The sequence below is a fragment of the Asticcacaulis aquaticus genome, assembly GCF_028550415.1.
Classification (GTDB): Bacteria; Pseudomonadota; Alphaproteobacteria; order Caulobacterales; family Caulobacteraceae; genus Asticcacaulis; species Asticcacaulis aquaticus.
Map to the genome: position 1 here is coordinate 155,849 of NZ_JAQQKX010000002.1, position 13,413 is coordinate 169,261.

The following is a 13,413-nucleotide window of genomic DNA, read 5'->3' on the forward strand; positions in this document are numbered from 1 at the left end:
CTGAGGTAATTTACACCCGAAATGATCAAGCAGACCCAATCCGACGCGCAACTCGAAGAAAAAGGCTGGGCCACCGCCCGTACACTGGCCGAGGCCCTGCCCTACATCCAGATCTACGACCGCGAAATCGTCACCATTAAATACGGTGGTCACGCCATGGGCGACGAAGCGGTAGCCAAGCTGTTCGCCTCGGATATCGTGCTGCTTAAGCTTCTGGGCATCCATCCGGTCGTCGTCCACGGCGGTGGGCCACAGATTTCGGCCATGCTCAATCGCGCGGGCGTCAAATCGACCTTCATTGACGGCCTGCGCGTCACCGACGAAGCGACGATGGAAATCGCCGAGATGGTCCTGTCGGGTGCGGTGAACAAGGAAATCGCCAACTGGATCACGCAGGCCGGGCGCGAAGCCGATGTGCGCGGCGTCGGCCTGTCGGGCAAGGACGCCGGCCTGCTGCTGGTCGATAAGGCCACGCGCACCAAAAAAGACCCGGACTCGATGATCGAACAGGTCGTCGATCTGGGCTATGTCGGCGAACCCAAGGTCGTCGACGATAAGCTGATCCGCACCCTGATCGGCGATGCCGAACACGACTACGTGCCGGTCATCGCCCCCATCGGCGTCAGCGAGGACGGCCACACCTACAACATCAACGCGGATACCGTCGCCGGGGCGGTCGCGGGTAAACTCAACGCCAAGCGCATGCTGCTGCTGACCGATATCGCGGGTGTGCTGGACGGTGACAAGGATCTGATCCGTCAGATGACGGTTTCCGAAGCGCGTCAGCTGATCGAGGACGGTGTCGCCGTCGGCGGCATGATCCCCAAGCTGGAAACGGCGATCGAGGCGATCAATGCCGGGGTCGAGGCCGTGGTTATCCTCGACGGCCGCCGCCCGCACGCCATGCTGGTCGAGCTGTTCACCGAACACGGTGCCGGTACGCTGATCACGCGGGACTGAGTTGATTTAAGAATTTTTAACCACGAAAAACACGAAAAGCACGAAAATGGTGCTGCAATTCCTGCGCGAAGCGCTGAGATGACTATATGCGCCACACAATCGTTAAAGCCCTTCGGGCTATATACTATCAACCTGCCTTTTCGTGTTTTTAGTGTTTTTCGTGGTCAAATCTTTCTGTGCTAACGCAACGCTTCGTCAAACTGCTTGAAATTTGAATGCCAAACACCGAAGCTTACGGGATGACCGTAACTTCTCCCGCTGCCCTGCCGCACGTCTCGACCTGGCTGTTCGACCTCGACAACACGCTCTATCCGCCCGAGGCCGAGGTGATGGCGCTGGTCGAAGGCAAGATGACCGCCTTCGTCATGCGTCAGACCGGACTGGCCAGACAGGAAGCCTTTGAGCTTCAGAAGAAGTACCTCTACGAGCACGGCACGACGCTGGCGGGGCTGATGGCCTATCACAGCATCGATCCCTATGCCTTCATGAACGAGGTCCACGACGTCTCGCTCGACAATCTCCTGCCCGATCACGACCTGAACGCCGCCATCACGGCCCTCGAAGGCCGCAAGCTGGTCTTCACCAATGGCGACGAGAACCACGCCTATCGCATCCTCGACAAGCTGGAGATGACGCACCTGTTCGAGGACGTGTTCCACCTGGGCCACGCCGATCTGATCCCCAAGCCGAACCTCGCCACCTTCCATCGCATGATGCAGAAACACGCGGTCACCGGTCCGGAAACGGCCTTCTTCGAAGACAGCCCGAAGAACCTCAGGCCCGCCCACGACCTGGGCATGACCACGATCCTCGTCGGGCCACACGCCGAAGCCAATACCGACGCTTTCATCCACGTCCGCGCCCCGTCGCTGAAAGCCTTTCTGTCCCAAAATTGAACGTCGTTCAAATTTAACTTGACGCGCGCTCGAAAATGAACAATGTTCACAATTGCCATTTGTGGCATTGGGAGTCCCGTTCATGTCCAGAACCCTAAGCCTCGCCTGTCTCATAACCGCTCTGGCCCTGCCTGCCGCCGCGCAGGACAGTCTGGAGAACGCCTCCCGGGCGTCCGGCCGGACCGCAAACGCCAGCGCCGAATTGTCGGGGGCCGGCGTGCTGGTCGCTGCAGGCAGCGTCGCCTTGCCGATCATTCTGGTCGGTGCCTCGGCCCAGAGCGGTGGCGAAGCCGTGCGCGATTCCGGCGAAACCCTGTGGGACGAAGCCAATGCCCCTTTGCCGGTCACGAAGGAAACCGTCGTCGCACAGGCCGCACCCGACGTGCCTTATGACGCACAAAAGCCCGCCAAACCGGCACAAAAGACACCCCAGAAGACAGCCCAGTGAAATCGCTCCCGGCCTTTCTGGCCGCGGGTCTGCTGCTGGTAACGCCTGCCTTCGCCGGCGACGAGTCGGGCGACAGCGCCGCCAATCCCGCTGTCCACCTCAGCCCGTCCGACGCCGCGCGCTTCGCCAAACAGATCGAGACCGACCTTGCCGCCAAAGGTGCGCGCGTCGCCATCGTCTTCCGCACCAGCCGACCGCGCGGCAAGTTACCCCCCGGCATCGCCTATACGCATGGCGCCTTCTGGGTCTATCGCGATATAGAGACCTCCGACGGTCGCGTCCTGAAGGGGTACGCGGTCTATAATCTCTACCATGGCGACGGCAAAACCCTGCCGGTCACCCGGTCATACCTCAAGCAGGATTTTCCGCTCAACTTCGCCGCGGTTACGGCCGAAAACGATGTCGGCATCATTATCCCGACGCCCGAAATGCAGCGCCGCCTCTACGGGCTGATCGGCACCCCGGCCTATGATCGCCTGCACATCCGCGACTATGCCCTGGTCTCGAACCCGTGGGATCCACGCTATCAGAACTGCGTCGAATTCCTGCTCGACGTGGTGGCGGCATCCGCGTGGGAAACGACATCTTACCCACAGATCAAGGCCAATCTCCGGGCCTATTTTCAACCGACGCTCGTCAAGGCCGGGTTCCTGCAGCGCGCGCTGGGACCGGCCGCCGACCCGCGTCTGAGAACGGACGACCACAAGGGCCCGGTCCGAACGGCGACCTATGAGAGCCTGTCGGCCTTCATGCTGGAACGGGGGCTGGCGGCACAGGCCTATATCCTCAACAGGGCTTGATCCATCAGGCCTAACCCTTTAAGGCCTCTCTCATTCCTTTTCCGATTGATGAGAGACCCGCCATGTCCGACCTCGCCGCCTTCCACGACGATATCGAAGCCGCCTGGGAAATCCGCGACACCCTGTCGCCGTCCACCACCGGTTCGGTCCGCGACGCCGTCGAAAAGGCGCTCGGTCTGCTCGACAACGGCCGCTTCCGCGTGGCCGAAAAGGTCGATGGCGAATGGGTCGTGCATCAGTGGCTGAAAAAAGCCGTCCTGCTGTCGTTCCGCCTCAATGCCAACGAACTGATGCACACGGGCCGGGGCCTGTTCGAGCAAGCCCCGATCGGGCCGTTCTGGGACAAGGTGCCGAACAAGTTCGCCAAGTGGAGCGCCGAAGACTATCAGGACGCCGGCTTCCGCTCGGTGCCGGGCGCCATCGTCCGCCACGGCGCGCACGTCGCTAAAAACGTCGTCCTGATGCCGTCCTTCGTCAATATCGGCGCCTATGTCGGCGAAGGCACCATGGTCGATACGTGGGCGACCGTCGGTTCCTGCGCCCAGATCGGCAAACACGTTCACCTGAGCGGCGGCGTCGGCATTGGTGGCGTGCTTGAGCCGCTGCAAGCCAACCCAACCATCATCGAGGACAACTGCTTCATCGGCGCGCGTTCCGAAGTCGTCGAAGGCGTCATCATCCGCGAAGGCTCGGTGCTGGGCATGGGCGTCTATATCGGTCAATCGACCCGCATCGTCGACCGCGCCACCGGCGAAGTCTTCTACGGCGAAGTCCCGCCCTATTCGGTCGTGGTCGCCGGTTCCATGCCGTCGTCGAACGACAAGAACCCGAACGCGCCGCACCTCTACTGCGCCGTCATCGTCAAACGGGTCGACGCCCAGACGCGCAGCAAGACCGGCATCAACGAACTGCTGCGGGACTAATCTTCTTCACCCTCCGAGGCTTCACCTCGGAGGGTGTTTCAGATCGGGTAGTTGGAGTAGATTTTCCGCACCTCGGCATCACGGGCGATGCTGACCGGTGTAACCAGTTCGCGCGACATAATGCGAGCGATACAGGCGTCGGGCGATAAGCCTTTGCAGTCCGGATCCTTAGCGGCGCGTTGCGCAATAAGTTTACGAGCTGCGCCTTCGCCGACGCCCAACTGACCGATAGGCTGCCGCTGCCCCAGTTCGATGCCAACCGGTTTAAACACCAGATAGGCCAGTTCGCTGCAATAGATGCTGCGATTATCGAACGAGAAATAGATATCATAAGGGCGACCGTACAACGCCTTAGCCGCAGCAAAGACTTTGCGTGTTTGGGCCTCGGTCAGCCGCTTTGGGCGATAGACGGCATAACGGGCAAACTTGCCGCGCGCAACCCATGCCTTGAGCGGCGTTTCCTTGACCGGCCCGACGGCCTCGACAACAACCCAGCCATCGGGCGTGCGTTTGACGATCCCCATATGTGTATAAAGGCTACGGCTGGCCAGCAGGATGGCTTTCGATTGCTGACTGCGCGAGGTTTGGAAAATCAGATCGCCGTCGCGCCATTCCGGCGTGGACGCATTCCAGCGCCAGACACTAACGGCCAGCCCGATACACAAAATGAGCCCGACGACTTTCCAGATTTTACCCATGTTCCCCCCTGACCGACGTTAGAGTTTAGCCTTATCCGCCACTTCGTCCAGATAACGCTTGGTATCATCCAGCGCGTTATTCGCCAGGGCCGCGCGGCGGCGCTTCAAATCCACCGCCCCCGCATCGTAATCGGCCATCAGAGCGCGCACGAAGTCACCCGACTGAACGTCTTTCAGCACGTCGTCCATCGCCGCTTTCGAGGCGTCACCGATGATGCGCGGGCCGGTCAGATAGGCCCCATATTCCGCCGTATTGGAAATCTTTTCGAAGCCCCCCGACATGCCGCGCTCCCACAACAGATCGACGACCAGCTTCAGTTCGTAACACGTCTCGAACCACGCCACTTCGCGCGGATAGCCCGCCGCGACCAGCGTATCGAAGGCCGTCGTGACCAGTTCGCGCGTCCCGCCGCATAGTACCACCTGCTCGCCGAACAGGTCACTTTCGCATTCGGCCTTCATGGTGGTCTCCAGTATCCCCTTGCGCCCGCAACCCAAGGCCGCCGCGAACGACAGGCCGATGGATTTGGCTTCACCTGTGGTATCCTGATGCACGGCGAACAGGCAGAAGACCCCCTCGCCCGCCTCATAGATGTCGCGGATGCGCGGCCCGATCCCCTTGGGTGAGACCAGCAACACATCCACATCTGCGGGCGGCGTGACCAGCCCGAAATTGACCGACAGGCCATGCGCGAAGATCAGGGCCTGACCGGCGCGCAGATGCGGATTGATCTGATCGCGGAACAGGGCCTGATGCGCCTCGTCCGAGGTCAGGATGACGATGACCTCGGCCCATTGAACACCCTCTTCGACCGTCACCACACTCAGGCCATCGGCCCACACTTTCGCGCGGGTATCGCTGTCGGGTTTAAGTGCGACCCTGATCTCGACCACGCCGGAATCGCGGGCATTGAGCGCCTGAGTCCGCCCCTGCGAGCCATAGCCAACGATGAGCAGTTTCTTGCCCCGTATGACGCTCAGGTCGCAATCGCGGTCGTAATAGACGGGCAATGACATGGGGCGAACTCCTCACTATAATCGTCGCAGAATCGTACCCCCTATAGAGTAGCGCGCCATGACCCGACACCCCGAATATCAGTATCTCGATCTCGTGCGCGACCTCATGGACAATGGCGTGACACGCATGGATCGCACAGGCACAGGCACGACCGGGGCGTTCGGGCGGCAGATTCGCTTCGATCTTTCAAAGGGTTTTCCGCTCCTCACCACCAAGCGGGTGCATTTCAAATCCGTGGCGGTCGAGCTTCTGTGGTTCCTGCGCGGTGACACCAATGTGAAGTACCTCAAGGACCACGGGGTTTCCATCTGGGACGAATGGGCCGATGAGAACGGCGACCTTGGTCCCGTCTATGGCAAGCAGTGGCGCAGTTGGGCCGCCCCCGACGGTCGCGTCATCGATCAGATGGCGCAGTTGATCGAGAACCTGAAGACCAATCCCTATTCCCGCCGCCACGTCATTTCAGCTTGGAACCCGTCCGAGGTCGAAGACATGGCTCTGCCGCCGTGCCACTGCCTGTTCCAGTTTTTCGTGGCCGAAGGGAAACTGTCGTGCCAGCTTTATCAGCGTTCGGCGGACGTGTTCTTAGGTGTGCCGTTCAATATCGCCTCCTACGCTCTGCTGACGCATATGGTGGCTCAAGCGGTCGGCCTTGAGGTCGGCGACTTCGTGCACAGCTTCGGCGACGTGCATTTGTATTCCAACCATATGGAACAGGCGACGACGCAACTGACCCGAAATCCGTTGCCGTTCCCGACGCTGAAACTAGCCCCCAAGACGGATTTGTTCGGGTTCGACTATGCCGATATCGAACTGATCGATTACCAGTCGCATGGCGCGTTGAAAGCGCCGGTGGCAGTATAACTTTTTCTTCGCCCCTGTGGGGAGAAGGTGCCGCAAAGCGGCGGATGAGGGGGCCACTCCTCTAGTGTTATCCCCCTCACCCTAACCCTCTCCCCATAGGGGCGAGGGGATTAAGGTTAAATATGCCCCGTCCCAAACTATCCCTTATCGTGGCCATGAGCGAAAACCGCGTCATCGGGCGCGACAACAGCTTGCCCTGGCATCTGCGATCCGACCTGAAAATGTTCAAAGCGATTACCCAGTTCAAGCCGATCATCATGGGCTCGAACACCTGGGACTCGCTGCCGCGCAAGCCGCTGCCGGGACGGCTGAACCTCGTCTGTTCGCGTGATCCTAAGTTCGAGGCCGAGGGGGCCGTGGTGTGCGAAACCCTGTTCGAGGCGATGGAGATCGCGCGCGAACACGCGGCGGACGACGGTGCGGATGAGGTGGTGGTCATCGGCGGCGCCAATATCTACGCTCAAACCATCGGCAAGGCCGACCGGCTCTATGTAACGCTGGTCCACACGACGCTGGACGGTGACGCGCATTTTCCGGAAATCGATCCGGCGGTGTGGACAGAAACCAAATCGGAGTTCGTCGAAAAAGGCGACGGCGACGATTTCGATTTCACGCTGAAGGTTTATGAGCGAAACCGGTAACCCCTTCTCCCCGTAACCGGGGAGAAGGGAAGTCCTAAAACCCGATCTTGGACTTGACGCCTTCCTTGATCATGTCGCCCAGCATCGACTTCTTCTTTTTCTTCTCTTCGGGCTTGGCCGAGGACGACGCTTCGGATTCGGCCTCCGCTTGCGCGCCACCCATCATGTCCTGCATCGACTGCCCCAGCAGCCCGCCAGTCGAGGAGCGATAGCGCACCTTGACCGTCCACTGGATATTCCACGGCACCTTCAAATCGGTGGGGCGCGGCGGATAGCTGAGATTGGTCTCGCCGCCAAACGCCGTCAGACTGAGCATCGATTGGGGCGCGGCCTTATAGACTTCGGCCGGCACGGCGCAGGTCGTGGTCTGCGGCGACAGTAGCACCTTTTGCGTCACCAGACGCTGAGCCTCCGCGGGTGGCAAATAATCGGCCATCAGGCTCATCGCCATCAGACCGGCCTGCGCCTCCGACGAACTCCAGAACACGAAGGTGTTGCCGTCGCCGCCGATGGTCGAGGCAAAATAGCCGGTCGAATTACCGACGGCGTTCCACGCCAGGTTTACCGCGCCCGATGCCACCGGGGCATTCGACGTCAGCTCCAGCGGCGCCATGAAATCCTGCTGGGGTGTCAGATTGAAGGCGATGTCCGGGCTGTAATTCCCCTTGATCGTATGCGCCCCGGCGATCGAGCTTTGTCCCGGCAGGCCCTTGTTGTGCTTGACGTTCGGCCATTCGCCATAGGTCGTCGAGGTCGACGGTAGCGGTCCGACAACGGTATTGATCTTCACCGTCGACGCCGTCAGTTTCTGAAACTCCGCCAGACGCGCGTCGGTCGCCGTCAGTTTCGACAGATCGACCACCACCGGCTGACCCGGACGGGCCTTTTCACCGCAACCCCAATAGATCAGAATCTTGCCCTTGGGTGGATCGTAGGTATGGGTGCCCGGCCCTTCCTCGACCTTCCCCGGTTTGGTGGGCGTGGTCTTGAAATAGAGCGGCAGGCTGGCCCCCATGCCAAGCGCCGACGGCACGAAGTGATCGGCCTTGGCCTCGCCCGTGGCGGCTGTTTTCGAGGAGAGTTCCAGCTTGAGGTCGTGGTGGACCTTATCGCCGCCGCCCATCATGGTGCTCATCATCGAGCCCATGCTCGGCTTGCCGCCACCGAGTGCGAAGCCGGTCCGCGTTGTGGTGTCCATCCAATATTCAGCCACCGGTCCGGTGACCACCTGTTTCGGCTGCGTCGCCGAATGGGCCGTCGTCAGGGCAAGGCCTGAGCTGGCCACAATCATAGCTGCGGTCTTGATACGCATGTCCCAACCCTTCCGATAATAACAATATGAACGACGTTATCCTAGGAAGGGTTGATGACAGCCGCAATACCAAATTGGGGAATTATACGAGGGTCGCCAAGGCCGAACGGTCGAACGGCTTCAATTCCTCGTGACGACCGGCGCTGATCTTGGTCAGCCACGTCGGATCACCCAGAATAGCGCGCCCCACGGCCACCAGATCGAAGTCGCCGCGATCCAGTCGACGCAACAGTTCCTCGATCCCCTGCGGGCTGGAATGCTCGCCACCGAAGGCGCTGATGAAGTCGCCGCTCAGGCCGACGCTGCCGACCGTGATCACCGGTGCGCCCGTCAGTTTCTTGACCCAGCCCGCAAAATTGAGATCCGAACCCTCGAATTCCGGCTCCCAGAAGCGGCGCTGCGAGGCATGGATGATGTCGGCACCGGCATCGAGCAGCGGACGCACCCAGGCTTCGAGATCGTTTTCGGTCGTCACGACGCGGGCATCATAAACCCCGCCCTTGAATTGCGAAATACGGATGATGATTGGATAGTCCGGCCCGACTTCGGCGCGGGCGGCCTTGATGACCTCAGACGCGAATTTTGTGCGCTCACCGATGGTCGGTCCGCCCCACTGATCGCCGCGGCGGTTGGTCTGATCCCAGAAAAACTCATCGATCAGGTAGCCGTGCGCGCCGTGCAGTTCGATGGCGTCGAACCCCAGCCGTTTAGCGTCACTCGCCGCGCACCCGAAGGCAGCAATGGAGTCGGCAATCGCCGCGTCGGTCATCGGCGCCCACTTTTGTTCGCCCGTCAGGCTCAGGCCTGATGGCGTATCCTTGGGGGCCGGATCGTAGCCGCTCTGGCTGGCCGCCGCGCCTGTGTGCCAGAGTTGCGGCGCGATACGCCCACCCTTAGCATGGACGGCTTCGACAACCTTGCCCCACGCTGTCAGCGCCTCGCCGAAGAAATTCGGGATATTGGGCTCGTTCTTCGAGGCCGGACGCTCGATCACCGTCCCTTCCGTGAGGATAAGGCCGATACCGTCCTCGGCGCGGCGCTCGTAATATCGGGTGACGTCATCGGTCGGCACGCCGCCGGGTGAAAACTGACGCGTCATGGGTGCCATGACCACGCGGTTCGGCAGGTTCAGCGATTTCAGGGCGTAGGGCGACAGAAGGGTGTTCAGCGACATGGGCGCGGCTCCGGCGGATAAGTAACCGATCCTGATATAGTTACGCTTTTCGCACCCGCAAGAAACACCCAAAGAAACGCCCTGTGGAAAAACTTAGCCGATGATCTTGGGGTAGGCCTTGAGCAAATTGACCTCCGCCCCTTCGGCGGCCTTGAGCAATTCCGGCGGCAGTTGCGATTTCAAAGCGTCGCGCGCAGCGCCCGCTTGCGGATGCCCGTTACGGGCCGCCACATCCAGCCAGACATAGGCATTGGCCTGATCGTTCGGTGTCTTGGCCGTGTCGTTGAGAAAATACTGGCCCAGCGCATATTGCGCCTCGACATGCCCTTCCCTGGCGGCGTCGAGCCATAATGTCTTGGCACCTATCCGGTCGTTAGCGGCATGGACCTTTTGTCCTTTTAGATACAGCGCTCGGGGATTGCGAGCAGAGACGGCATCATCCAGCCAAAGCGCGGCTCTTGCCTTGTCCATCACAACGCCCTCACCGCGATCGTATATCTCGGCAACCAGAAGCATTGCGTCCACATGGCCCGCACCACCTGCCTTTTCGAGAAGGTCCACGCCCCGTTTCTGATCCTTGGGCCCGGCCTCGCCGTTATACAGCAGGCGGCCGGCCTGATACCGCGCCTGCGCCAGACCGCGCGTTTCGACAGTACCCTTCGACGCGATCACCCGTTCCGCAATCGTCAAAGCCTCAGGTAGATTACGAAGCTGCGGATCGGGAAGCGTATAAAGATCGATCAGCCTCAGGGCACCCGTCAGGACAAAGTCAGGCATCACCGTATCGATCAAATCGCCCGCGCTGTCGTAACACAGGCGATGCCACTTCATAGCCTCATGCAGATCCTTAGCAACGCCATCGCCTTTGACGTAGAGCTCTGCCAGCAGACGGGTCGCAAGGCAGCGGTTATCGACTCCCAGACGCGGATTTGTGGCCATGCTGGTGATGAGGGCGATGCGCGCCTGTGGATCGGGCGCCATGCCGATCAGGACGTCCTGAGAGGTCGAAACCCCCAGATACATGGACTGGGTATAGAGTTCCGTTGCCTTCACTATATCGGCGGGAACCCCCAGCCCTTTGCGGTACATGTCCGCCAGATCATGGCAGCTTCGCAGCGCCTGCGGCGTCCGGTTCAGGCGTGTCGCCCGTTCCGGCAGGTTCTTGCTTTTTGCGCCCGTGGCGACGGCCTTGCTACAGTCCTTGTCATACCGCTTCAGAAGATAGGGATAATCCTTCTTCCGGATCGCTTCGGCCACGTCTGTATCGACCTGCGGCAGGGCAACGGCCTTTTCTGCGTCGCGACGCGCTCTATAATCCTGGGTTCCCGAAGCCGTCCCGTAGGTATCCTGAAAGTCGCGGGAACTCTGCGTCTGGGCTTCGGCCGTACAAGCCATCGCCGTCGTCAGCAGCACAATAGCCAAGGCTGTATTCGAATTCATATTCCCCCTCGATCACGCCTCCCCGGCGCGTATTATGCCCCTACACAAGCATGAAGCGCCTGCTTAGGTCAACTGCGCCCACAGAGCCTTCGCCATCTCATCGAACCGCTCGGCCATGACGCCGGTTTGCAAAGGTGCGGCATCGTCCGACGCTTGCCGTAAGCCCGGATCGAGCGGCACTTCGCCAAGGAACGGCAGGTCCAGCCCCTCGGCCATCCTGCGCGCGCCGCCGCGACCGAAAATCTCGATCGCCGTACCGTCGGCACCGAGGAAATAGGCCATGTTCTCGACGACCCCCAGCACCTTCGTCCCGGTTTTGCCGAACAGGGTCACGGCACGGCGGGCGTCGATCAGGGCCATGTCCTGCGGCGTGGAGACCACCACCGCGCCGTCGATCAGCGTCTTCTGCGTCAGGGTCAGTTGTACGTCGCCCGTACCCGGCGGCAGATCGACGATCAGCACATCGAGCGGGACATCAGCGCTACCCCATGCCGTCTGGGTCAGGAGTTGCGTCAGGGCCTGCGACGCCATCGGTCCGCGCCAGATCATCGCCTGATCGGCATCGACGAGGAAACCGACCGAATTGACCTTCAATCCGAAAGCCACCGGCGGCACCATATGCTTGTTATCGTCAAAGGTCGGCGGCGTGGTGATCCCCAGCATGACCGGCGCCGACGGCCCGTAGATATCGGCATCGAGCCAGCCGACACGCAGGCCGAGGCGTTTAAGGCCCAAAGCCAGATTGAGCGACACGGTCGACTTGCCGACCCCGCCCTTGCCGGAGCCCACGACGACGACGTGTCTGACGTGATCGGGACGCGCCGTGGCGACCGGCGCCTTCGGCTTGCCCTGATCAGCGGCCTGAGGCGAGAGCTTTGCTTTGGTTTCCGGACGCGGCTGAGTGGGCGCTTCGGTTTCGGCGGTCAGGACGACCTGCGCCTTCTCAATGCCCGGCAAACCAGCCAGCAGAGTCTCTGCAGCGTCCCGCACCGGCCCGAAGCGCGTCACTTCCTCTTGCGGCACCTCCAGCATGAAACCGACGCGACCCGGTGACAGGACCAGCCCGCGCACCAGCCCCGCCGCTGTCAGGCCTTTACCGGTCACCGGATCGGCAATCGTATCGAGGGCGTCGAGGACGGTCTGTTTGTCGAGGCTGGCCATTTTTGTCTATCCATACAGTGTTGTGCGCCGTATAGGCTGAAACGGAATTGGCACAACCTTTTTTCGCGTTTCATGACTGACAAAGCGCCTCACATTCTGTTGCTGGGCGGCCCGACAGCCTCGGGCAAATCCGCACGCGCCTTGGCATGGGCGGCTGAAACCGGCGGCGTCATCCTCAATGCCGACTCGATGCAGCTTTATCGCGATGTGCCGACCCTCACCGCCCGGCCCGATGCGGCCGATGAAACGCAGGCCCCGCATGTCCTGTACGGTGTGCTGGGACCGGATCAGTTATGGTCCACCGGCGACTGGGTTCGTGCGGCAACGCCCTATATCGAGGCGGCTTTGCGTGGGGAGCAGCCCCTGTGCATCGTCGGCGGCACCGGGCTTTATTTCCTCAGCCTGACGCGTGGGCTGGCCGAAATCCCTGAGATCGATGACGCGGTGCGACTCCGCGCGCGCCAGACCTACGAAAACGAAGGGGAAACCGTGGTGCGCGACCTGCTGCGCGCGCTTGATCCCGATGCGGCGGCGCGTATCGCCCCAAACGATCGTCAACGCCTGACCCGCGCGCTGGAAGTCGTCTGGCAGACCGGCACGGCGCTCAGCGACTGGCAGAAACGCAATGTGCCGCTTCTTCCGCAAGGCCGCTACAGGCTCGACATCCTGAAACCCGACCGCGACTGGCTCTATGCGCGTTGCGATCTGAGGTTCGATCTGATGCTGGCCCAAGGGGCATTGGATGAGGTCGAAACCCTTGTGGCCAGCAGCCTGCAAGCCGACTGGCCGATACTGCGTATCCTGGGTCTGGCGGAGTTGTGGGCGTATCTGCGCGGCGACATGACGCTCGATGCCGCCCGCGATCTGGCGAAACAGAAAACCCGCAACTACGCCAAGCGCCAGACGACCTTTTTCGGCAATCAGTTCGCGCAAAGATAATTACACCGTGACCGCAACCCCGCTTGATTTGTACGATAATTAATTTTATAAAGTTTTCTATTGTCTGACTAAAAACCAAGGTCTAATCATCACCATAAGCCGCGACAAGACGCGGCAGCGTGTTCAGGAAACGCAATCC

General features: G+C 61.0%; 14 protein-coding genes. 8 read left to right on the forward strand and 6 right to left on the reverse strand.

Going from position 1 to position 13,413, the window contains the following annotated elements; genetic code table 11:
• Positions 1 to 21: 21 nt before the first annotated feature.
• From argB to dapD, 5 genes are all read left to right on the forward strand, one after another.
• A complete protein-coding gene (argB, locus tag PQU92_RS03840) occupies positions 22 to 960 on the forward strand; it encodes an acetylglutamate kinase (RefSeq protein ID WP_272746882.1) in 939 nt (312 codons plus the stop codon).
• Positions 961 to 1,199: 239 nt separating this feature from the next.
• On the forward strand, positions 1,200 to 1,856 hold the full coding sequence (locus tag PQU92_RS03845; RefSeq protein WP_272746883.1) for a pyrimidine 5'-nucleotidase: 657 nt from the start codon (positions 1,200 to 1,202) through the stop codon (positions 1,854 to 1,856).
• A gap of 82 nt (positions 1,857 to 1,938) precedes the next feature.
• A complete protein-coding gene (locus tag PQU92_RS03850; protein WP_272746884.1) occupies positions 1,939 to 2,304 on the forward strand; it encodes a hypothetical protein in 366 nt (121 codons plus the stop codon).
• Positions 2,301 to 3,104 carry a DUF2145 domain-containing protein gene (locus PQU92_RS03855; RefSeq protein ID WP_272746885.1) on the forward strand — a complete coding sequence of 268 codons (804 nt, stop codon included), beginning with the start codon at positions 2,301 to 2,303 and terminating at the stop codon, positions 3,102 to 3,104. Before PQU92_RS03850 ends, PQU92_RS03855 begins: the two co-directional genes overlap by 4 nt.
• 62 nt (positions 3,105 to 3,166) lie before the next feature.
• Positions 3,167 to 4,027 (forward strand): 2,3,4,5-tetrahydropyridine-2,6-dicarboxylate N-succinyltransferase, encoded by an 861-nt coding sequence (gene dapD / locus PQU92_RS03860; protein ID WP_272746886.1) that lies wholly within the window; start codon positions 3,167 to 3,169, stop codon positions 4,025 to 4,027.
• A gap of 38 nt (positions 4,028 to 4,065) precedes the next feature.
• Here dapD and PQU92_RS03865 read toward each other — a convergent pair whose 3' ends face one another.
• Both PQU92_RS03865 and ilvC read right to left on the reverse strand, forming a co-directional pair.
• A complete protein-coding gene (locus tag PQU92_RS03865) occupies positions 4,066 to 4,725 on the reverse strand; it encodes a YiiX/YebB-like N1pC/P60 family cysteine hydrolase (protein WP_272746887.1) in 660 nt (219 codons plus the stop codon).
• Positions 4,726 to 4,743: 18 nt separating this feature from the next.
• Positions 4,744 to 5,742 carry a ketol-acid reductoisomerase gene (gene ilvC, locus PQU92_RS03870; RefSeq protein WP_272746888.1) on the reverse strand — a complete coding sequence of 333 codons (999 nt, stop codon included), beginning with the start codon at positions 5,740 to 5,742 and terminating at the stop codon, positions 4,744 to 4,746.
• Between the two features lie 58 nt (positions 5,743 to 5,800).
• Between ilvC and PQU92_RS03875 the strand changes: the two genes are divergently transcribed.
• On the forward strand, positions 5,801 to 6,607 hold the full coding sequence (locus tag PQU92_RS03875) for a thymidylate synthase (RefSeq protein ID WP_272746889.1): 807 nt from the start codon (positions 5,801 to 5,803) through the stop codon (positions 6,605 to 6,607).
• 122 nt (positions 6,608 to 6,729) lie between these two features.
• A complete protein-coding gene (locus tag PQU92_RS03880) occupies positions 6,730 to 7,248 on the forward strand; it encodes a dihydrofolate reductase (RefSeq protein ID WP_272746890.1) in 519 nt (172 codons plus the stop codon).
• A gap of 34 nt (positions 7,249 to 7,282) precedes the next feature.
• Here the strand turns inward: PQU92_RS03880 and PQU92_RS03885 are convergent, their stop codons facing one another.
• From PQU92_RS03885 to PQU92_RS03900, 4 genes are all read right to left on the reverse strand, one after another.
• Positions 7,283 to 8,560: a hypothetical protein gene (locus PQU92_RS03885; RefSeq protein ID WP_272746891.1), complete on the reverse strand. Its 1,278-nt coding sequence runs from the start codon at positions 8,558 to 8,560 to the stop codon at positions 7,283 to 7,285.
• A gap of 82 nt (positions 8,561 to 8,642) precedes the next feature.
• Positions 8,643 to 9,734: an NADH:flavin oxidoreductase gene (locus tag PQU92_RS03890; protein ID WP_272746892.1), complete on the reverse strand. Its 1,092-nt coding sequence runs from the start codon at positions 9,732 to 9,734 to the stop codon at positions 8,643 to 8,645.
• Between the two features lie 93 nt (positions 9,735 to 9,827).
• Positions 9,828 to 11,174 carry a tetratricopeptide repeat protein gene (locus tag PQU92_RS03895; RefSeq protein WP_272746893.1) on the reverse strand — a complete coding sequence of 449 codons (1,347 nt, stop codon included), beginning with the start codon at positions 11,172 to 11,174 and terminating at the stop codon, positions 9,828 to 9,830.
• Positions 11,175 to 11,237: 63 nt separating this feature from the next.
• The gene (locus PQU92_RS03900) at positions 11,238 to 12,335 is read right to left on the reverse strand and encodes an Mrp/NBP35 family ATP-binding protein (protein ID WP_272746894.1); all 1,098 of its coding nucleotides are present in this window, start codon (positions 12,333 to 12,335) and stop codon (positions 11,238 to 11,240) included.
• 72 nt (positions 12,336 to 12,407) lie between these two features.
• Between PQU92_RS03900 and miaA the strand changes: the two genes are divergently transcribed.
• A complete protein-coding gene (gene miaA, locus PQU92_RS03905; RefSeq protein ID WP_272746895.1) occupies positions 12,408 to 13,274 on the forward strand; it encodes a tRNA (adenosine(37)-N6)-dimethylallyltransferase MiaA in 867 nt (288 codons plus the stop codon).
• Positions 13,275 to 13,413: the final 139 nt, after the last annotated feature.

Coding starts and splice junctions, on each gene's coding strand:
- argB (WP_272746882.1), top strand. CDS start 22: ATGATCAAGCAGACCCAATCCGACGCGCAACTCGAAGAAAAAGGCTGG.
- PQU92_RS03845 (WP_272746883.1), top strand. CDS start 1,200: ATGACCGTAACTTCTCCCGCTGCCCTGCCGCACGTCTCGACCTGGCTG.
- PQU92_RS03850 (WP_272746884.1), top strand. CDS start 1,939: ATGTCCAGAACCCTAAGCCTCGCCTGTCTCATAACCGCTCTGGCCCTG.
- dapD (WP_272746886.1), top strand. CDS start 3,167: ATGTCCGACCTCGCCGCCTTCCACGACGATATCGAAGCCGCCTGGGAA.
- PQU92_RS03865 (WP_272746887.1), bottom strand. CDS start 4,725: ATGGGTAAAATCTGGAAAGTCGTCGGGCTCATTTTGTGTATCGGGCTG.
- ilvC (WP_272746888.1), bottom strand. CDS start 5,742: ATGTCATTGCCCGTCTATTACGACCGCGATTGCGACCTGAGCGTCATA.
- PQU92_RS03875 (WP_272746889.1), top strand. CDS start 5,801: ATGACCCGACACCCCGAATATCAGTATCTCGATCTCGTGCGCGACCTC.
- PQU92_RS03880 (WP_272746890.1), top strand. CDS start 6,730: ATGCCCCGTCCCAAACTATCCCTTATCGTGGCCATGAGCGAAAACCGC.
- PQU92_RS03885 (WP_272746891.1), bottom strand. CDS start 8,560: ATGCGTATCAAGACCGCAGCTATGATTGTGGCCAGCTCAGGCCTTGCC.
- PQU92_RS03890 (WP_272746892.1), bottom strand. CDS start 9,734: ATGTCGCTGAACACCCTTCTGTCGCCCTACGCCCTGAAATCGCTGAAC.
- PQU92_RS03895 (WP_272746893.1), bottom strand. CDS start 11,174: ATGAATTCGAATACAGCCTTGGCTATTGTGCTGCTGACGACGGCGATG.
- PQU92_RS03900 (WP_272746894.1), bottom strand. CDS start 12,335: ATGGCCAGCCTCGACAAACAGACCGTCCTCGACGCCCTCGATACGATT.
- miaA (WP_272746895.1), top strand. CDS start 12,408: ATGACTGACAAAGCGCCTCACATTCTGTTGCTGGGCGGCCCGACAGCC.